This window comes from Phyllobacterium sp. YR531 (genome assembly GCF_000282595.1).
Taxonomy (GTDB): Bacteria; Pseudomonadota; Alphaproteobacteria; order Rhizobiales; family Rhizobiaceae; genus Phyllobacterium.
The window spans coordinates 40,766-59,328 of record NZ_AKIZ01000008.1 but is presented as its reverse complement, the minus strand read 5'-3'; the positions used below and the strand labels follow the sequence as shown (position 1 = coordinate 59,328).

Annotated in this window: 17 protein-coding genes; 9 read left to right on the top strand and 8 right to left on the bottom strand. The window is 53.6% G+C overall.

Annotation, left to right across the window (positions count from 1 at the left end):
• A partial coding sequence (locus PMI41_RS03240; RefSeq protein WP_008121714.1) for a substrate-binding domain-containing protein occupies positions 1-293 on the bottom strand: 293 nt, incomplete at its 3' end.
• Positions 294-536: 243 nt separating this feature from the next.
• Between PMI41_RS03240 and PMI41_RS03235 the strand changes: the two genes are divergently transcribed.
• The gene (locus PMI41_RS03235) at positions 537-1,733 is read left to right on the top strand and encodes a Gfo/Idh/MocA family oxidoreductase (protein ID WP_008121712.1); all 1,197 of its coding nucleotides are present in this window, start codon (positions 537-539) and stop codon (positions 1,731-1,733) included.
• 11 nt (positions 1,734-1,744) lie between these two features.
• The gene (locus PMI41_RS03230) at positions 1,745-2,677 is read left to right on the top strand and encodes a sugar phosphate isomerase/epimerase (protein WP_008121709.1); all 933 of its coding nucleotides are present in this window, start codon (positions 1,745-1,747) and stop codon (positions 2,675-2,677) included.
• Here PMI41_RS03230 and PMI41_RS03225 read toward each other — a convergent pair.
• Positions 2,674-3,810: a LacI family DNA-binding transcriptional regulator gene (locus PMI41_RS03225; RefSeq protein WP_008121708.1), complete on the bottom strand. Its 1,137-nt coding sequence runs from the start codon at positions 3,808-3,810 to the stop codon at positions 2,674-2,676. The two genes, PMI41_RS03230 and PMI41_RS03225, sit on opposite strands and share 4 nt — an antisense overlap.
• A gap of 146 nt (positions 3,811-3,956) precedes the next feature.
• A complete protein-coding gene (locus PMI41_RS03220; RefSeq protein ID WP_008121706.1) occupies positions 3,957-5,297 on the bottom strand; it encodes a PLP-dependent aminotransferase family protein in 1,341 nt (446 codons plus the stop codon).
• A 104-nt stretch (positions 5,298-5,401) separates the two neighbouring features.
• Here PMI41_RS03220 and PMI41_RS03215 point away from each other — a divergent pair, with 104 nt between their 5' ends.
• Genes PMI41_RS03215 through kynA form a run of 7 tightly spaced genes read left to right on the top strand, consistent with a single transcriptional unit; the run spans position 5,402 to position 12,284 of the window.
• On the top strand, positions 5,402-6,376 hold the full coding sequence (locus tag PMI41_RS03215; protein WP_008121705.1) for a hypothetical protein: 975 nt from the start codon (positions 5,402-5,404) through the stop codon (positions 6,374-6,376).
• A gap of 47 nt (positions 6,377-6,423) precedes the next feature.
• On the top strand, positions 6,424-7,299 hold the full coding sequence (locus PMI41_RS03210; protein ID WP_157179294.1) for an ABC transporter substrate-binding protein: 876 nt from the start codon (positions 6,424-6,426) through the stop codon (positions 7,297-7,299).
• A gap of 8 nt (positions 7,300-7,307) precedes the next feature.
• Positions 7,308-8,246 (top strand): amino acid ABC transporter permease, encoded by a 939-nt coding sequence (locus PMI41_RS03205; RefSeq protein WP_008121701.1) that lies wholly within the window; start codon positions 7,308-7,310, stop codon positions 8,244-8,246.
• Positions 8,243-9,022: an amino acid ABC transporter ATP-binding protein gene (locus PMI41_RS03200; protein ID WP_008121699.1), complete on the top strand. Its 780-nt coding sequence runs from the start codon at positions 8,243-8,245 to the stop codon at positions 9,020-9,022. The genes PMI41_RS03205 and PMI41_RS03200 overlap by 4 nt, the downstream gene beginning before the upstream one ends.
• 43 nt (positions 9,023-9,065) lie before the next feature.
• A complete protein-coding gene (locus tag PMI41_RS03195) occupies positions 9,066-10,280 on the top strand; it encodes a M20 aminoacylase family protein (protein WP_008121697.1) in 1,215 nt (404 codons plus the stop codon).
• Positions 10,264-11,448 carry a kynureninase gene (gene kynU / locus PMI41_RS03190; RefSeq protein ID WP_008121696.1) on the top strand — a complete coding sequence of 395 codons (1,185 nt, stop codon included), beginning with the start codon at positions 10,264-10,266 and terminating at the stop codon, positions 11,446-11,448. The genes PMI41_RS03195 and kynU overlap by 17 nt, the downstream gene beginning before the upstream one ends.
• Positions 11,445-12,284, top strand: a complete 840-nt coding sequence (kynA, locus tag PMI41_RS03185; protein WP_008121694.1) for a tryptophan 2,3-dioxygenase — start codon at positions 11,445-11,447, stop codon at positions 12,282-12,284. Before kynU ends, kynA begins: the two co-directional genes overlap by 4 nt.
• Before the next feature lie 257 nt (positions 12,285-12,541).
• Here the strand turns inward: kynA and PMI41_RS03180 are convergent, their stop codons facing one another.
• The 5 genes from PMI41_RS03180 to PMI41_RS03160 form a co-directional block, all read right to left on the bottom strand.
• A complete protein-coding gene (locus tag PMI41_RS03180) occupies positions 12,542-14,914 on the bottom strand; it encodes a molybdopterin-dependent oxidoreductase (protein WP_008121691.1) in 2,373 nt (790 codons plus the stop codon).
• A 180-nt stretch (positions 14,915-15,094) separates the two neighbouring features.
• Positions 15,095-15,316 (bottom strand): hypothetical protein, encoded by a 222-nt coding sequence (locus PMI41_RS03175; RefSeq protein ID WP_040853617.1) that lies wholly within the window; start codon positions 15,314-15,316, stop codon positions 15,095-15,097.
• 445 nt (positions 15,317-15,761) lie between these two features.
• Entirely contained in the window at positions 15,762-16,664 is a 903-nt protein-coding gene (locus PMI41_RS03170; protein WP_008121689.1) for a transporter, read from the bottom strand.
• 758 nt (positions 16,665-17,422) lie between these two features.
• On the bottom strand, positions 17,423-17,806 hold the full coding sequence (locus PMI41_RS03165) for a nuclear transport factor 2 family protein (RefSeq protein ID WP_008121687.1): 384 nt from the start codon (positions 17,804-17,806) through the stop codon (positions 17,423-17,425).
• 31 nt (positions 17,807-17,837) lie between these two features.
• Positions 17,838-18,449: a hypothetical protein gene (locus tag PMI41_RS03160; RefSeq protein WP_008121685.1), complete on the bottom strand. Its 612-nt coding sequence runs from the start codon at positions 18,447-18,449 to the stop codon at positions 17,838-17,840.
• Between the last annotated feature and the right edge of the window lie 114 nt (positions 18,450-18,563).

The following is an 18,563-nucleotide window of genomic DNA, read 5'->3' as shown; positions in this document are numbered from 1 at the left end:
CCCCCTGCCGTAATCGGCTGGGTCGCCGAGGCGTCCACCGGATTCACAATAATGGCGTCGACACCCTGAGCAACGAAATTGTTGATCTGGTCGAGCTGCTTGCCGATATCTGTCTGCGCGTCTTCAAACTGCAGGCTGACGTCAGTTTTTCCTTCGACGGATTTTTGCATGGCCAAACGCAATACTGCCAAGAAATTGTCATCGAAGTTCGACATGGCGACCCCGATGTTGGCGGCATTCGCCGGCGCGACGGCTGCAGTCGAGAGCATGAGTGCGGCGAGTAGTGATTTCATGGAACGTCCTCCCTTTATAGCTAGTGAAACACCGCAAATGCGAAGGCTCCTCATCCATCGCGCGGACCGTCAAATCGTTTATGGGAGCGTTCTTATAAAGTCAACTGATAATTTTATAAACCAAAACTCCGGCTCGACTTAAAATGATATAATACTCTGTTTTAATGGAATTAATATTATATATTGACTATTTGAGAGCGCTCCCATAATGGTGAAAATCTCACAGTTAGGGAGGGTACCTTTATGACAGGAAACGCTATCGCTATTATCGGAGCTGGCATGATCGGCGCAGCCCATGCATTTGGCTACCGCTCAAATTTCGGGCGTTTCAGTGAAAGGATTGCCGGACTTCGCTTGAAGACAGTGTGTGATGGAAACGATTTGCTTGCATCCAACCTCGCTCGTACCTGGGGTTTCGAAGAGGCAGTCGCTGACTGGGCTGGCGTTCTGGCGGATCCGGAAGTTGGAATTGTCAGTATTTGCCTTCCTAACTTTCTTCATGTCGAAGTGACTCGGGCGGCGCTCGCGGCCGGCAAGCACGTGATTTGCGAAAAGCCGCTTGCGCTGAACGCTAAAGACGCTCTCAGCGTATATCGCGATGCTGAGCGTTCAAAGTCAGTCTCTGCAACGGTCTTCAATTATCGTCGGATACCGGCGATAGCGGCTATTCGAGACCTGATTGCCGCTGGTGAACTTGGAGAGTTGGTCAATGTGTCAATTCAATACCAAAGTGAATATGCTGCCGATCCCAATCTTCCGCACAGCTGGAGATATGAACGCGATCGCGCAGGACCTGGTGCACTGCTTGATTTAGGCACTCATGCAATCGACACAGCGCGATTTCTGTGCGGCGAGGTTTGCGAAGTCGCGGGTGCGATTGCCTCGATCTCGATCAAAGAGCGTTTCCTGCCTGCCGGTACGAGCATCGGCCACAACAAGGTGGGCCTCAGCGAAAAGCGGCTTGCGGTCGACAATGATGATGTAATGTCGGCACTGCTACGTTTCGACAGCGGGTGCCAAGGATTGTTCATGGCCAGTCGCGTGGCGGTCGGAATGGGCAATACCCTTTCCTTGTTTGTCACTGGCACGAAAGGCACCGTGCGTTACACGTCACAAACACCCGCGCACTTCGAGATCGCCCGTTTCGATGGTTCGGGACAGTCACCTTTTTCAAGTGTCGCCAATAACCCTTCCCTTCCGTACACTCATCTTTTGCCGGTGCCTCATGATGGCGTGGCTATCGGCTACGCCGAAGTCTTCGGCTTCATGATTTACGATTTTCTCGACGCGATAGCGAGTGACAAGCCCATGTCGAACGGTTCGATCCTCGACGGTCTGCGTGCCGCCGAAATACTCGACGCAATTCAAGAGGCTGCGGACACAGGCAAGTCGGCCATCGTCAATAGAGCCTCTGCGCAGCTCGCTTCGCGAGTGGCATAAGGAGATCAATTATGAAAATCGGATTGAATACCGATGGCTTCGGTGCCCTTTCTTTGGAATCCTGCTTGGACCATGTCGCCCAACTCGGCCTGACCTGCGTCGAATTTGGTGTTGGAGGCTGGTCGAGCGCCCCCCACCTCAACATCGGCGATTTGCTTCAGAGTGCTAGAGCGCGTGATGCGCTTCTCGGCATGTTGCGAGAGCGCAATCTGGAAATCTCGGCACTGAATTGCTCGGGCAACCAGCTGCATCCGGGCAATATCGGTTCCCAGGACACCGACCTTGCCTACAAAACGATCGAATTGGCATCACTTCTAGGCGTTGGCAGAATCGTGATGATGTCGGGCTTGCCCGCCGGAGGCCCCGGCGACAAGCATCCGAACTGGATCACGTCGTCTTGGCCACTCGAGGCGATGGAGATACTGGAATGGCAATGGTCCGAGCGTGTCATTCCATTCTGGAAACAATTTGCTAAGTTAGCCGAAGCAAAGAGTCTGCGCATCTGCGTTGAGCAGCATGGCCGCCAAGCGGTTTATAATGTTGAGAGCTTCTTCCGGCTGCGTGAAGCGGTTGGCGAGACCGTCGGGGTAAACTTTGACCCGAGTCACCTTATTTGGATGGGCGGCGATCCGATCTCCGCGATCTCGGCGCTGGGTGAGTGTATCTATCACGTCCACGGCAAGGATTCGCGCGTTGAATTGCAGGCACGTGTTGATGGATTGCTCGATCCAAAGCACGTAACGCCGGTTGGTGGGCGATCATGGAACTTCGTATCCCTGGGGCACGGCACCGCAGTTCGCGGCTGGCTCGACATCATTCGCGCTCTCAAGGGTGTCGGATACGCTGATGTCATCAGCATCGAAAATGAGGACTACTCAATGACCGCGACCGATGCGATCTCGACCTCAGTAAACACACTTCGTTTCTGCATAGATAACGCTTAGCGCACAATACTTTGGCCAATTGGGATTCCCGATGACCGGCGCACGACAAGCTCCGGCGCAAGAACCGGGTTGGTCAGCGGGGTGTCCGGAGCCTCAATCCTCCTAAGCAGGATCTCTATCGCGGCACTCACCATGTTTGGCACCTTCTGCCGGATCGTCGTCAGAGAAATTGGCTCTGACGACGCGAGCGGAATATCGTCAAAACCGACAACGGCGACATCATCGGGCACGCGATAACCCAGCCAGGCGAGCCGGCTGATGACGCCCAGGGCAATAAGGTCATTTGCCGCAAAGATCGCTGTCGGTCGTGTTTTCCGGGCCATTAGTGTGTCGGCTGCCATACTTCCAGCGTCGACATTGTAGCGACCTTCAACAACCATCGCTTCCAGTCCATGCTCGAGCATCGTCCCGCGGTAGGCTGCCTCGCGCCGCTTTGCACCCGCTCCGCTCCCGCCCGAAACGTGTGCAATTGCGGTGTGGCCTGATTTAACCAGAAGCTCAGTTGCTAACCCTGCCCCAAGACTGTCATCTGAGCTAACACTTTCGACGCCGTCCTCCTTGAGGTTTCTGCCGATATAGACGGTGGGTAGCAGTTTCGAAACGTTGATGATTTCATCCCTGCCGCCCGGCGTACCGATCAACACAAGCCCAGCTATGCGTTGGTCGATGAAAGCGTTGACTGAGCTTACAGTCCCATTAACAGCCAACATCGCAAAGTAACCTGTTTGCCGCAGGACAAGATCGCATTCGCGGGCCAGCATCGCTTCGTAGGGATTGAGAATATCTCCAACAACAATACCGATGGAGCGGCTCTGCCGACTGGCGAGCGTCTGGGCTGCAAGATTAGGTGTGTAGTTTAGCTTTGCAGCGATCTCGAGAATATGCGCTTTCGTTTGTTGCTTTACACCGGGATCGTTGCGAAGCGCGCGCGATGCCTGCGAACGGGAAACACCTGCTGTCCTGGCAACATCTTCGAGTGTAGCGGCGCGTCGAGTATTAAGCTGTTTCATTCCACCAAACAGGAGCGTTACATCGATTGTTGTCAAATCGCCAGCATCGCTGACAACTGTACGCATAGAAGCACATGAGAGCGCTCCCGAATAGTAAAAAGTGTCGATTTGGACATTTTCCACGTCGGCTCTCCGATCAAGGCGACAATGCAAAAAAGTCTTCAACCAAATGAAAAAGGTTCCTGCTCAGTTTTGAGGCGTTTTGCCAATTGGAAAGTGAAATCAGCAAGACCGACTCAACGAGGGTCATCTGTAATCTGCATTTGGAGTTATTCAATGCGCGACGCTAATAAAATCGCTTCAGCGACGGGTTCCTGGATTTCATCTTGAAGAATGCCGGTTGCGATGCGAATGGCACTTGTCGGTCGCATCGAGTATTTCGTTCCGGGGCTGACTGCAAAGCCCCGTGCCGCGAGCGTAACCAGAGCGTAGGACTCGGAAGGAACCGGAATGAAAACGCTTATGCCGAAACCGGCGTCGATCTCAACACCGCGCCGAGCAAGTGCCCTTGCGAGTTCCTCGCGCCTATAACGATAGACAGTTCGGGCGTGGGCCAATGCCTTCTCGGTAATGGGGTCATTCAGCAGCCAAGCCGCTGCAGATTGCAATATTCGACTTGTCCAACCGGCACTGAAGCTGCGGTATGACTGAATTTGTTCGACAACACTGGCCGAACTTGACAGTACAGCCAGCCGCAAATCGGGTCCCAGTGTCTTGGAAAAAGACAGGATGTGAATGACGCGATCAGGAAAGCGATCCCCGAGTGAGATTCTCGGCAGGTCTGTAATGTCGGCAACGCCGTCATCCTCGATTATCAGAGTCTCGGTGCCGACGAGCAAATCACCGATCGCTTTCAGGCGTTCCTGCGTTACACAATGACCGGTTACCGCATGAATGCGCGGTTGAAAGAGGAATGCAGAGGGTTTTTGTTTCAGCGCCTCTTCCAGGGAAGCGGGGATCGGCCCTTGTAAGTCGCATTCAACCGGAATGATCGGCACATTCATATCTTCCAGAATATCGAGAAGACGCAACGCGGTCGGATCTTCTATCGCTACCGGAGAACCCGGCCGCACAAGCGCGTGCAGTACCGTGTACACGGCATTATAGCCACCGTTGGTGGCCAGGAATGTGCATCCGCTGTACGGCCAGCCTCGCTGCACTGCTTCCTGCAGTTCGGGGAGAATTCGCACCCGTTCATAACTGTTGAGATTTTCTGCCCTGGCACCATGAGCCATCGCCTGATCCAAAAGTGGGAGCAAAGTACTGTCAGGCACTGCAGTTGCGAGATTGATTACATCTGATCCATAATTTCCGCTACTCGCAAGGCGTTCCGGCCGAGCGGTGAAGCGATCGCCCAGTACCCATGCGCCATTTCGGCCGCGACCACCAATAATCTTGTGGCGGCGCAGGTCGCTCCATGCCTGAGAGATCGTTGCCGGGCTAACACCCAGCAGAAATGCGAGGTCACGCACCGGCGGTAGCTTGGCGCCCACGGGCAAAGCTCCTGTTCGGATCAGGGCGCTGGTCTCCTGGGCTATGCCTTTGGTTGTGCGATTTCCCAATCGTTCGGCAAACCATCTCGCATCGTACCTCTGTGCTTCTTTGTCCAAATCTCGACCTCACATTTAAATGTTCAGTAACATAATAACATTTGATCGGAAAACACTCAACATTTATGCTGCCCGTTAAGAATGCAAATTACCTAGGAGTTTTCATGCCCGTCACAATCCGAATTGCCGTGCGAGATTGGGATTACCTGACACCGCTCATCCTGGGAGATATAACTTCGGAAAAGCTCACTGTACAGGTTGATCGCGTGGATACTCTGGTTGGTGAACTTGCGACAGATCCGGTGTACGACGCGAAGGAACTCTCGTTTAGCCGCTATGCGTCCCAGCGAGAGGCGGGCGATCAATCCGTGTTCGGGATTCCCAATTTTTTAATGCGCAGTTTTCGGCACCGTTGTATCATCACGCGTTCAGATAGTTCCTTGGAACAACTAGCCGAACTTGCGGGCAAACGCATCGGAGTGACTGGCTGGCGCGATTCTGGCAATACTTGGACGCGAGCAGCGCTTAGGCGTGGCGGTGTCGGTATCGATGATGCCCTCTGGATTGCAGGACGTTTGACCGCCGAGCATCCGATTGTGGACAGGCTCGATGGTTTCGGACGACCGGGACTCATTGAGTCTGCACCTGAAGAGCGGCCATTGATAGAGCTCCTCGACGTGGGAGAAATCGATGCTGTGTTCACGCCATTTATGCCAAACGGATACTTCGAGGCAGGATCGCGCTTCCGCCAGTTGCAGCGCGACTTCCGTAGCGCCGAGCTCGATTATTTTCGGGCGGTTGGATATGTTCCGGGGATTCATCTGGTCGGGGTCAAGTCCGGTCTTGCTGAGCGGTATCCATGGCTGCCGGGTGAACTCAGCGCGATGATCGATGCGAGCCAGAAGATGTGGACGCAAAAGCGCAGAAAGTATGCTGATACGACGCCGTGGATCATCGACGAGCTTTTAAATAATGCGCGCGATCTGCCGGAAAGCTGGTGCGAAAGCGGGTTTTTAGCCAATCGCACCATGATCGCTGACTTTTCACGTGAATTGCACGAACAGCGCATTCTGGGTCGACAGCTTACCCCGGAGGAGCTGTTCCCTGCCTATGCGGCGGAGTACGGCTCTGCCGCATAGAAATGGTGAACAGGACAATCAATAATAATCAACCGACAGAGTGGAGAATGAGAATGACAAAGAGATTCACTATCGGAGCCATCCTTGCTGTATTGGCGTGCCAGGCAGCCTATGCCCAGGATTTGCCAAAGCAGAGCGTCGATGAACAGTTGCGCGCGCGCTTGCCGCAGGAGATACGCGATGCCGGATTTATGACGGCAGTCAACAATGGCTCCTTCCCACCCTACGAGATTGTCACCGGAACTAAGATGACCGGTGCGAGTGCAGACCTTGCTGCAGCGATGGGGGAATTGCTGGGTGTCGAGATCAAACACTCTTCGGTGGCTGGTTTGCCTGCGATGCTTGCCGGGGTTAATTCTAACCGGTTCCAGTTCGCCTTTGGACCGGTCGGCGATTACCCAGAGCGCCAAAAGGCCAGTGACTTTGTCGATTGGGTACGCGAGTATGTTGTTTTTGCGGTTGAGAAAGGCAATCCACACGCCGTGGTTTCGCTCGATTCTGCCTGCGGCAAGCGTATTGCCGTGATGGCGGGAGGTTCGGCGGAGAAGGTCATCAAGGAGCAGGCCGAGAAATGCGTGAGTGATGGAAAGCCCTCGGTGGAGGTCCAGTCATACACCGATCAGCCGAGTTCCATCCTGTCGGTTCGCTCAAAGCGGTCAGATGCCTTTTTCTCCTCGCAGGCGCCATTGGTCTATTATGTTCAGCAGGCTGACGGTGAACTCGAACTTGCCGGCATCGGCCAGAGCAATGGCTTTAAGGACATCTTCCAGGGTGCCGTGGTGCCCAAGGGCTCTCCGCTTGGAGAAGTGTTGCGCGATGGATTCAAAATTCTCATCGAGAACGGCACCTACAAGATCGTGATGAAGAAGTGGGGGCTTGAAAACAACATGATCGACGAACCGGGCATCAATCGGGGCGTATAGGATCAAAAATGAACAACGCGATGAAGCACGGGCAAACACTGCTCACTGAAGGCGAAGATGCGCTGCGTGACGTCCAGCTTGCGCATAAACCGTTACGGTTTGACCGCATCGGTCTTTGGACGCTGGCGCTCGCCATCGGCGGTGGATTTGCTTACACGGTGGGAACGAACAAGAATTTTGGGTGGCCCATCGTCGCACAATACTTCTTTGACCCGGCGGTCATACAGGGGTTGACGGTCACGCTCGGATTGACTGTCGTTGCAATGGTACTTGGTGTTATTCTCGGACTGTTGCTGGCGGTCGCCCGCATGTCAAAAGATCGGCTGGCGTCGTCTCTGTCCTCTCTGTTCATCTGGTTCTTCCGGGGAACACCACTGCTCGTACAGTTGATCTTCTGGTATAATCTTTCGACGCTCTTTCCAAAATTGTCGATCGGGATTCCGTTCGGCCCGACTCTCGCAAGCTGGAACACAAACGATCTCGTGACTCCCGTGACCGCAGCTATCATCGGCCTTGCATTGAACGAGGCAGCGTACATGGCCGAGATCATTCGTGGAGGCTTGCTTTCGGTCGACAGGGGACAGTCAGAAACAGCCGAAGCCTTCGGAATGACGAGAGCTCGTGCGCTACGGCGGATTATCCTTCCTCAGGCAATGCGTTCGATCGTGCCGCCGACAGGAAACCAGCTCATCAGCATGATCAAGGCCACCTCACTGGTCAGTGTTATTGCCATGGCCGACCTCCTTTATTCCGTACAGTCAATCTATAACCGGACATTCGAGGTCATACCGATGCTGTTGGTGGCCGTAGTCTGGTATCTCCTGATTACCTCGGTCCTTAATGTGGGACAGGGTGCGATCGAGCGCTATTACAGCCGAGGCGATCGTGGACAGCAGCTTGCAGCGCGTAAAGAGCCGGAAACCGCATTAACTGGAGATGCCGCATGAGCCCAGCGATTGCCAACACGCCCCTTGTGCGTGCACGAAACGTTCACAAGTCTTTCGGCCCGCTTGAGGTTCTCAAGGGGATCGACCTCGATGTTGCCAGTGGCGAGGTGGTGACCATTCTCGGGCCTTCCGGTTCAGGCAAGTCAACCTTTCTGCGCTGCATCAACCATCTGGAATCGATTAACCAGGGATTGATCGAAGTTGACGGTGAACAGATCGGTTATAGGTTGCAGAAAGGGAGACTCGACAAGCTACCCAACCGAGCGATTGCTGCCCAGCGCCGCAAAATCGGCATGGTATTCCAGCAGTTCAATCTCTATCCTCACATGACAGCTCTGGAAAACGTGATAGAAGCGCCCGTTGGCGTTCATGGCCAGAACAGTAAAGAAGCCCGCCGCTATGCAACGGAGCTTCTTGCACGTGTTGGCCTTTCGGAGAAAGTGAACTCCTATCCACGCCAGCTGTCGGGTGGACAGCAGCAACGCGTCGCGATTGCGCGCGCACTTGCTATCCAGCCCAAGTTGTTGCTTTTCGACGAGCCGACTTCTGCCCTTGATCCGGAGCTGGTGGGAGAAGTGCTAACGACGATGCGCGATCTTGCGAGCCAGGGCCTGACAATGATCGTCGTTACACATGAGATCGGCTTTGCTCGAGAAGCTGCGGATCGCGTCGTATTTATGGACGACGGCAGCGTCGTAGAAGTCGGGCCGCCAGAGGAGGTGATTTCCCGGCCGCAGCATCCGCGCACTCGCAGTTTCCTTAGCCGCTTCATCTAATGTCCCTCAAGCAGAGCGATCTGCTCTACAACGGGTAAAAATCATGACAATACAACCGGGCAATTTTGCGGAACTTTCGGACTTCGCCTTGCGCCGTGATGAGCTTCGACACATCCGGCAGAGCCTGCATTCCAACCCGGAACTTTCCTTTGAAGAACACCAGACGGCGGCGTATGTCGCTGAAAAGCTTGAAGAATGGGGTTATGAGGTACACCGTAATATTGGCGGGCTCGGGGTTGTCGGACGGTTGCAGCAGGGAGACGGCACCCGTAGCATTGCGATTCGCGCCGATATGGATGCACTGCCGATTGAGGAAGCGACGGGGGTCTCCTATGTCAGCCGTTCACCCGGCAAGATGCATGCTTGCGGTCACGACGGCCATACCGCCATGCTGCTTGGCGCGGCGGAATATCTTGCGCGCACTCGCAGATTCAACGGAACTGTCAACCTTATCTTTCAACCCGCGGAGGAAGCCGGTTCCAACAGCGGCGCACAAAGGATGATCGCCGATGGTTTGTTCCAACGGTTTCCGTGCGATGCAATCTTTGGATTGCATAATCATCCAGGGGCACCCGCTGGAACTTTTCTTATGCGCTCGGGAGCTCTGATGGCTGCAGGAGATACAGTCCGAATAAAGATCAAAGGACGTGGTGGCCATGCCTCGCGGCCCCATCTTACGATCGACCCGATCGTGGCCGTTTCGAACCTCGTGATGTCGTTACAGACCGTTGTATCGCGGAGTATCAATCCTATCGAAACTGCCGTGGTAACAGTCGGTACGATCCGTGGTGGCTCCGCCTCGAATGTCATCCCGGACCAGGCCGAGATTTCAGTCAGCGTCAGGTCGTTCTCGTCCCAGGTTCGCTCACTTCTTGAGCAACGGATAAGACAACTTGCTGCTTCCATTGCCGAAGCACACGGTGCGACCGCTGAGGTCGAATACGAATTGGGATATCCTGTTGTTTCCAACTCGGAACAAGAAACGGCCTTTGCAACAAAGGTAGTGACGGAGCTCGTCGGTGCCGATCGCGTTTCCGTATGCCCCTTGATCCCGGGTAGCGAGGATTTTGCCTATTTCCTGGAGCACAAACCAGGCTGCTTTCTGCGGCTTGGTAATGGTGAAAAATCCGCACCGCTGCATAGTCCGCAATATGATTTTAACGATGAAAACCTCACTGTCGGGGCCGCTCTCTGGGCGAGATTGGCCGAGCGTTATCTCCTTGCAGGACAAGGAGGCGAAGATGTCGAGCATGCGTGACTTTTTCCATCTGCCGGAGGGCATGATTTATCTTGATGGAAACTCATTGGGTCCACTCCCTGCAGCGGCGGCAGATGCAGCCAGCAAGGTGATTGTCGATGAATGGGGCGCCCAGCTGATCAAGGGCTGGAATACTGCCGGATGGTATAGACAACCCGGCCAGGTTGGTGACCGAATAGGCAGGTTGATCGGTGCGCCAGCCGGAACAGTCGTTATGGGCGACACACTTTCCATCAAGGTCCACCAAGCTCTGGCATCTGCACTGGAGTTGAGAAAGCAGCGTCGTGTCGTCATATCGGATACCGGCAATTTTCCTTCTGACCTGTATATCGCTCAGGGACTGTTGAAGTCACTCGACCGGGGTTACGTCCTAAAAGTGGTTGATCCGGAGGATGTTGAGGCAGCAATTGACGAGACTGTTGCTGTCGTCATGCTAACAGAGGTTGACTACCGTACAGGACGACTTCACGATATGAAGGCGTTGACACGCAAAGCCCATCAGGCAGGTGCCCTCGCGATCTGGGATCTTGCGCATTCTGCAGGAGCCATTCCCGTTGATGTTAGCAGCGCCAAAGCAGATTTCGCCGTGGGATGCACCTATAAGTACCTCAATGGTGGGCCGGGTGCCCCGGCCTTCATCTACGTCTCCCCCGAACACGCCGATGAAGCCAGACCGGCCCTTTCGGGTTGGATGGGGCATGCTCAGCCCTTCGCCTTCGATCTGGACTATCGAGCCGGCGTGGGTATAGAACGCATGCGTGTTGGAACCCCGCCGGTTATTGCATTGAGCATTCTTAGTGCCGCCCTTGATGTGTGGGATCGGGTGGATATGGGAGAAGTCCGGGCAAAATCAATTGCCCTTAGCGACTTATTCATCCGCGAAGTTGAGAGCCGTTGTCCCGACCTTTCCCTGGCATCCCCACGAGATAGCTCCAAGCGGGGCAGCCAGGTGTCATTCCGCCATCCTGAAGGCTACGGCATTATGCAGGCGTTGATTGCCCGCGACGTTATTGGCGATTTTCGGGCCCCCGATGTCCTGCGGTTTGGTTTCACCCCCCTTTACATCGACGAGGGGGATGTCATGCGGTCTGTCGACGTGCTGGAGCAAATTATGGTGTCCAGATCATGGGATTCTCCGAGATTCAAAAGTAAAATGGATGTGACATGAGCACTGAAGCTTATGATCCCGCCGCAGAAGGCGCGCAGATGTCCTTCAAAGGACGGATGTCCTACAGCGATTATCTTCAACTGGAAAAGGTGCTTGACGCCCAGGAAACTCTTTCCCCAGCGCACGATGAGCTGTTGTTCATCATTCAGCATCAGACTTCGGAATTGTGGATGAAGCTTGCTGTCCATGAAATCAGGTCGGCAATGGCATCGATTCATGATGGCAGGCTGCATCCTGCATTGAAGAACCTCGCCCGTGTCAGCCGCATATTTGAGCAGTTGAACAATGCCTGGGATGTGCTGCGGACCATGACACCCAGTGAGTATACGCAGTTTCGACCGTATCTCGGAATGTCATCCGGATTTCAGTCTTTCCAGTACCGGGCTATCGAGTTTCTCGCCGGTAACCGCAATCTGGCCATGCTCAAACCTCATGAGCACAGACCGGAAGTTATTGCGACGCTGGACGCGATACTTGCAGCTCCGAGCCTTTACGATGAGGCAATCCTGCTTCTCGCCCGAGAGGGTTTTGACGTTGGGATCGACGCCCGGCGTGGCGACTGGCGGACGATGAGGCAGGAAAGCCCGCAGGTGCGTTCCGCCTGGACACAAGTGTATCAGGATCCCGAGAGGCACTGGGCGGTTTATGAGCTTGCCGAGAAGCTGGTCGATTTTGAGGATTACTTTCGCAGGTGGCGCTTCAACCACGTTACGACAGTAGAACGGGTGATCGGCTTCAAGCGCGGCACCGGTGGGACGGGTGGAGTCTCCTACCTGAAGCGAATGCTGGAGGTCCAATTGTTTCCCGAGCTGTGGGCTCTGAGGACCGAACTCTAGGTTCGTTCTCAGTCCGTCGCTGAGCAGCATGATGAGAGGCCTGCCTTTGCTATCCAAACGGACATGGTAACGAAGCAGCAGCAAGTTCGTGTTCGCAACTTGCGAATTAAAGGGTACAACACTGCTTTGGGTGGTCATATCGATAAATAAAGGTAACCTCCGTCCGTTGGCAGAGCGCGGGGTCGATGTGCTCAATCGGTGACAGCTGTGTGCAAAGCACCAGCGATTGATCGATCGTACGCCAGCCCGACTGAAAACTATTTGCACTCTAAGTGATCGTCGCTGCCTGGTGATTTAGCAGCGCGATCCTTGATGATCCGTGGCGGCCGATGCGCTTTGGCGGGAGGAATGTGCTTGCCATCCAGCAATTCCATCTCCACGAGGCAACTATGTGCACTCGTAGCCTGCGCAAGACGTGATGTTCCCTTATCACGGGTCAACACGTTGGGATTGCCGTGCAAACACCTGCTTGTGGGGTCACCTGGTATTTCGGGGTCGTACCAAGCCCCCGTGGAGAGCTTCACGACACCACGTCGAATGCCGTTATTGATATGGACAACGCTAATGCAATTGCCGCGTTCATTGAACAGCCGAACGAGATCGCCTTCAGCGATGCCTCGGGCTTTGGCATCAAAGCTGTTCAATTCGCAAGGCTCACGCCCTCCCGTTTTCCCGGAGAGGCTTGTTCGGCCGAAATCGAGCTGACTATGCAGGCGCGTGGAAGGTTGATTGGAAATCAAATGGAGCGGAAAGCGCTCAGCATGTTTCCCGCCGAGCCACTCGTCCGGTTCAATCCATGTCGGATGCCCTGGACAATCAGCATAGTTGAAAGATGCGATAGTGGAGGAAAAGAGCTCTATTTTTCCTGATGGCGTACATAGAGGGTGAGTAGCAGGATCGAAACGCAATTCAGCGCACATCGGAGGCAATCCCGGGCCTGGGGCGAGGGTAAATCGCTCCTCCATCCAGAATTCTTCAAAATCAGGTAACTTAATCCCTATTTGATGGCATCGATCCTGAGTTTGCACATAGAGCTTTTCGACCCACTTTATTTCACTCAGGCCCTCGGTGAATTGCGCGCCAAATCCTAATCGCTCAGCAAGCATCGAAAAGACCTCAAAGTCGGAAAAGATTCCGGGCGGTGGAGGAACAGATTGCTTCATCGCGATGATAGTCCCGTCGTCCATTCCCACGCCGATGTCATTTCGTTCCAGCATAGTCGAGGATGGAAAGACGATGTCAGCAAAACGAGCGGTGGGCGTCCAGTAATGCTCGTGTACGATGACCGTCTCCGGCTTGCGCCAGGCCCTGACAAATTTTCCAATATCCTGATGATGATGGAAGGGATTGCCCCCGGCCCAATAAATCAGATTAATATTGGGATACTCCAAGCGTTGCCCGTTATAGTCGAACTCGCCGCCCGGATTCAGCAGCATATCGGCAATTCGGGCAACCGGAATGAAATTCTTTACGGGGTTCTCTCCTTGCGGCAATGACGCTGCCGGAAGGTAAGCGCCAGCGTGGCCCAAGCTGTGAATCGAATTCTGTCCAAGGCAGATGCCGCCACCAGGAAGCCCCATCGAGCCGGACATCGCTGCGAGCGCAATTGCCATCCAAATCGGCTGCTCGCCATGCTCTCCCCGCTGAACCGACCAGCTGACGGTGATCAAGCATCGCTTGGACGACATCTCACGAGCGATCTGCTCTATCGTGTGGGCAGGCACCTCGCTCAAGTCGCTTGCCCACAGCGGTGTTTTGGGAATGCCGTCCGTCCGACCAAGGATGTAAGCTTGCAGCGTCTCATATCCGACGCAGCACCGGTCGACGAAATCATAGTCGACACAGCCTTCCTTGATCAGAACGTAGGCGATTGCGAGCATGACAGCCATATCGCTGTTAGGACGAATGGGGATCCATTCTGGATTAACATCCTCTACTATGTCGCCTGCGATCGGAGAAAAATTGACGAACTTTATGCCGGCTTCTGCAGATCGTTTCATACCTTTCAATGCATCATGTCGGGTGACCCCACCCACATTTACTTGCGTGTTTTTTAGCGCTAATCCCCCGAAGGAAATTACGAGCCTGGTATTGCGGGAGACCTCTTCCCAGCTTGGCATTCGAGCAAAAAGTGTACTGAGATCACAAAGAACATGTGGAAGGATGACCTCCATCGCCCCCATGCTGTACGTGTTCCGAGAGTCTGTGTAGCCGCCAAACATCTTAAGGAAGCGATGGACCTGACTCTGGGCATGATGAAATCGACCTGCACTTGCCCAACCGTATGAGCCGCCATAAATGGCCGAATTGCCGTATTCTTGCCTCGTGTCCAGCAAAGCGGTCGACGCCAGATCGATGGCGGTCGCCCAGTCTACCGCGACAAACGGTTCTGTACCACGCGTGTCCGTATGGGCTAAACGTCCTCGCTCGAGATAGCTTGCGCGCACCATCGGCGCTGTAATGCGAACTGGACAGTCCCGGGTATCAAGAAGAGATTGGCCAATTAAGGATGGCTCTTGGTCATCCGAAACTGGCTTGATTGCCAAGATTCTCTCATCCCTGGAAATCACACGGTACGCACCCCAATGGGTCAGGGTCAGGGTTTCCCGGCTCGTTCTGTTGTTCGGCATATAAATTCCCGGGTGGTTGCCAGTTTCAGTCAGCCGCTCTTGCGACGCACGCAGGCTAGCTTCGCTTATGCTCAGCTACGCCCTGAGTTAATTTTGACGTTATTACCCAGCGGTCATCGACCTTTCGCAAAAGAAAAAACGTAGGGCACGTCTGCGAACGTCTACGCTGGCCCACGTTGATCAGCGCGCGACGCCTGCTATCTTGGCTTCGAACGATCCGACAGGTTCGCTGAACACGCAGGTTATGAAAAAATCGCCGGAGTTCTCGCCCCAGTCTCGCCGGCCTACGCAGAGCCCTCTCGACTGGATGCCATTTTCGACTTCGTACTTGTAGATGCTCTGTGCGGGTAACATGCCTTTGATACCGGTGGCGCCTTCGCGCGGCCTTGATTTCCTGCTCATTCAAGTTTTGGGAGCCGTCTGTGTCTAGGATTGTTTTTGCACATATTGGTTCCACCTCTACGATGCTGATTTTGACATTTCCCATTGTCTAAATCCGTCTCCGCGCTCTATGAATACTGTACTCGGTATACAATTTAAGTCAACTTCAACTCTGTGACGCCCGCACGTAAAGCGTGGACTATTATAGGGCGTGTCGATAAAAGTTTGCTGTTTGTTGCGCAGCGAAGGTGCTAACCAATCGCGCTCTTTCTAAAATAGTTCCTGCCGACTCTCGAACGGGCTTTCGACTTTGAGGACCTAAGTAACACCAGACTGCCTCCCGCCGCAAAATCCCATTGAAAAATCAGTCCCTAATCCGACACTCAGCCGTTTGTCGGTTTTCTGGAAACGACAGTACATGTGGCGTACCCAAAAAGATGCGCTCCATGTGCCGGCAATCGCGGATTCAATTGCCGATCGGAACCTGAAATTGGAACCAGAACTTGTCGCCCTCTGGCCGGTTTTCAACGTCAAACTCATGCTGCCACTTGAGAACGACGCCGCCGCCGCGGTTCCCGATAGCATAAACGAGTTGGGGACCGATCGCAAAAGCCTGTTGGCGAAAACCGTCGCTGACGGTCGTTCCGCCGATTTTGTCATCGGAGAACTGCTTCGCTGCATAACCCTGAACGCCGATAGCTAACTGGGGTAAGGACTGGAATGCTCTATAGTTTACCGCCCAATCCATGTAAGAAAGCGATCCTGACTGGTAGTCAGTATCCTCATTTTTCAAATGAAACTCGGTGCCTATAGTCCCAGATAACTCAAGCTGCGGATCCGGCAACCATGTCAGATGTAGGTTTGGTGAAATACTGAAAACCTTATTCGATACTTCCGTTTTTGAGGGTAGATAGAACTCTAGCCCTGCGTAAGCGAAAAACGTCTTATCGGGATTTGACCATCCGAGATACATCGGGCCGACGGAAACATCTCCTATCTCCGTGTTGTCGGTGCCGCCAAACGCAGTATCAATGTCTGCGTGAATGAACGGCAAGACGATAGTCGAACTAACAGAGAACTGACCAATTTGCCAATCCCAAGTATGCATTACGCGAATACTTTCCACCGCTAGATCGGCATCAAATCCTGGAATGAGATTGTTTCCGTTGCTGTCTTTAAAACTTTTGGCGGAGTAGTAAGTCGAATAATTCTGGATCCAAGTCTGTCCCGGTTGTGGAACAAGCCCGTTCAAGATGGTATTAACTCCCTGTGGATATGCACTAAAGCCATTCTCGGTCGCTCGCGCCTCAATTGGACACCCCGAATTCAGACCTATGCTGATAAGAATGGCAATTTTGAATCTGTTCATTGTGTCCTCCCAAACACGTTTTTAATCAAAAAAATCCCCACGCAGCGCCTGCAAAAGACGCTAACGCTTGACTGCATTGAGATGCGTGGAATGTCGCCAGCGACCCAGAAAGGCATGACGAAACGTGCGCTGCTACATTATTTCAATCTCCGGGACCCTCAGCCCGCTGTTCAATTCTATGTCAATGTTGTCCAATTCGCTAAGCGCTGAGCAGGTCTCGATGGAGGGCCTTTTCACCCAAGCGATCGTCGTGGTTTCGCAGTGGACCCAGTCAGCTTCAAAGAACTGTGGATCTTGTTAGCGCCCCGCTCAACCCGAGGTGGCCGCACTCTGCCAGTCCAAAACAGGTTAACCACGCGGCCTCGAAGAGCGTGTTATCATTGTAAAATTCGGGAGCTCTATTCCTAGGCCTGTCATCACAAAGGCTACCCCTTAGGACAGGTTCGGACCACCTCCGCTATTTCCCCATTCGATCGGGCTCTCTCGCCGCCAAGACTGTTTTTGATATTTTTCAGACCCCTCGCTAGAGCAAAACCGACCTGATCGACTGCTTCACTTTCAAATTCAACGTCAGCGCTGAAATCTCCTCTATGATCCCCTGCAGTCAGTTCCACGACAACTGTGGGACAAAGGGTGGCCCTCACGCATCAGATGCGTAAGGGTCAGGTTTTGTGGTTCGTCCGTTGTTCGGCAGGCAAATCCCGTGGGCTTTCCGGTTTTAGTGAAGACGCTGTTCTGCCGCTTTCTTTCGCTATGTTTTACGCAGCCACGCCCTGAGTCGCTTTTGATGTTATGACCCAGCGACCGTCGATCTTGTGCAAAAGGAAAAACGTATCGAAGTTTTTCCCCTCAAGCTGGCGCTCAATAATCCAGGCTGAAGCAATATCGTGCGTCTGATCAATGGAAATGACCTCGCCGCTGAAATTGGGACTGGTTTCGGATGTCGGACGCGCTGAGCGCATATAGGCGGCGATCGTTTCGCCCGGATTGCTTGAAATCGCAAAGCCATCCGGACGTTCCCGGCTGATGGTCGCGTGAGGATGAAATACCTCGATCATGCGATCGGGCTGAGAATGCTTTATTGCATCGATATAGGTTTGGATTGTCGCCGCAATAGCGGCTTTTTCATCGTTATTGGACACTTTGTCTTCCTCTTATATGCCAGCGACAGCCTCAAAACAGCATGGTCGGATCGACCTTTACCTCTGGATGGAGATCCATCTTCCATGTCTGGTCCGGACCCGCCTTTTGATCGAAGAAGCTTAGGCCCGTGATCGCCTTGCCGGAGGGGAAGATCGGCCAATTCAGGATTGTTGGTCCAAGACGGATCCATTCGCCGGCTTCGACATAGCAAACAGCTTGCAAGCCGTTTTCGAGTTGAACGCCCTTGATGATCGCACCGGTGAAGACAAAGTGAATATCGTTTACCAGCACATGATGCGGCGTCAGGTAATCCTTTATTTGCTCGGGTGATTTTTGGCCACCGCCGGTTTCGCCGCCTTCGAAATGTTGGTGAAAAGCAAAGCCCTCTTCTCCTTTGGACAGGACATTGCCCACCCTCCAGGAAACATAACCTTCCGAATCCAACCGTTCACGCACAGAAGAATCGAGCGAGCCAACTATCAATTTGGCATTCTCTGGCGAAAGCGGCTGCGGCAGTGCGTCAACGCGCGCGCGCAGCGCATCGTCAAACGGAAAACGGCCGATTTCCATGGGTTTGACAATTGCATTGATATCTTCAATTGCGGTAAACACGCGACCATCGGAAACGCGCAATAATGCCATAGTACTCTCCTTGTGAATGTATATTCAGAGCTGCCGTTTTAGAAATAACGGCAGTTACTCTTTTTGTTTCTTAAGCAGTTTGGGCATAAAACGAACGTGACTTCCGCGGAACTG

Excerpts from the sequence above, each read along its gene's own strand:
- PMI41_RS03235 (WP_008121712.1), top strand. The coding sequence starts at position 537 with ATGACAGGAAACGCTATCGCTATTATCGGAGCTGGCATGATCGGCGCA.
- PMI41_RS03230 (WP_008121709.1), top strand. The coding sequence starts at position 1,745 with ATGAAAATCGGATTGAATACCGATGGCTTCGGTGCCCTTTCTTTGGAA.
- PMI41_RS03215 (WP_008121705.1), top strand. The coding sequence starts at position 5,402 with ATGCCCGTCACAATCCGAATTGCCGTGCGAGATTGGGATTACCTGACA.
- PMI41_RS03210 (WP_157179294.1), top strand. The coding sequence starts at position 6,424 with ATGAGAATGACAAAGAGATTCACTATCGGAGCCATCCTTGCTGTATTG.
- PMI41_RS03205 (WP_008121701.1), top strand. The coding sequence starts at position 7,308 with ATGAACAACGCGATGAAGCACGGGCAAACACTGCTCACTGAAGGCGAA.
- PMI41_RS03200 (WP_008121699.1), top strand. The coding sequence starts at position 8,243 with ATGAGCCCAGCGATTGCCAACACGCCCCTTGTGCGTGCACGAAACGTT.
- PMI41_RS03195 (WP_008121697.1), top strand. The coding sequence starts at position 9,066 with ATGACAATACAACCGGGCAATTTTGCGGAACTTTCGGACTTCGCCTTG.
- kynU (WP_008121696.1), top strand. The coding sequence starts at position 10,264 with ATGTCGAGCATGCGTGACTTTTTCCATCTGCCGGAGGGCATGATTTAT.
- kynA (WP_008121694.1), top strand. The coding sequence starts at position 11,445 with ATGAGCACTGAAGCTTATGATCCCGCCGCAGAAGGCGCGCAGATGTCC.
- PMI41_RS03180 (WP_008121691.1), bottom strand. The coding sequence starts at position 14,914 with ATGCCGAACAACAGAACGAGCCGGGAAACCCTGACCCTGACCCATTGG.
- PMI41_RS03175 (WP_040853617.1), bottom strand. The coding sequence starts at position 15,316 with ATGAGCAGGAAATCAAGGCCGCGCGAAGGCGCCACCGGTATCAAAGGC.
- PMI41_RS03170 (WP_008121689.1), bottom strand. The coding sequence starts at position 16,664 with ATGAACAGATTCAAAATTGCCATTCTTATCAGCATAGGTCTGAATTCG.
- PMI41_RS03160 (WP_008121685.1), bottom strand. The coding sequence starts at position 18,449 with ATGGCATTATTGCGCGTTTCCGATGGTCGCGTGTTTACCGCAATTGAA.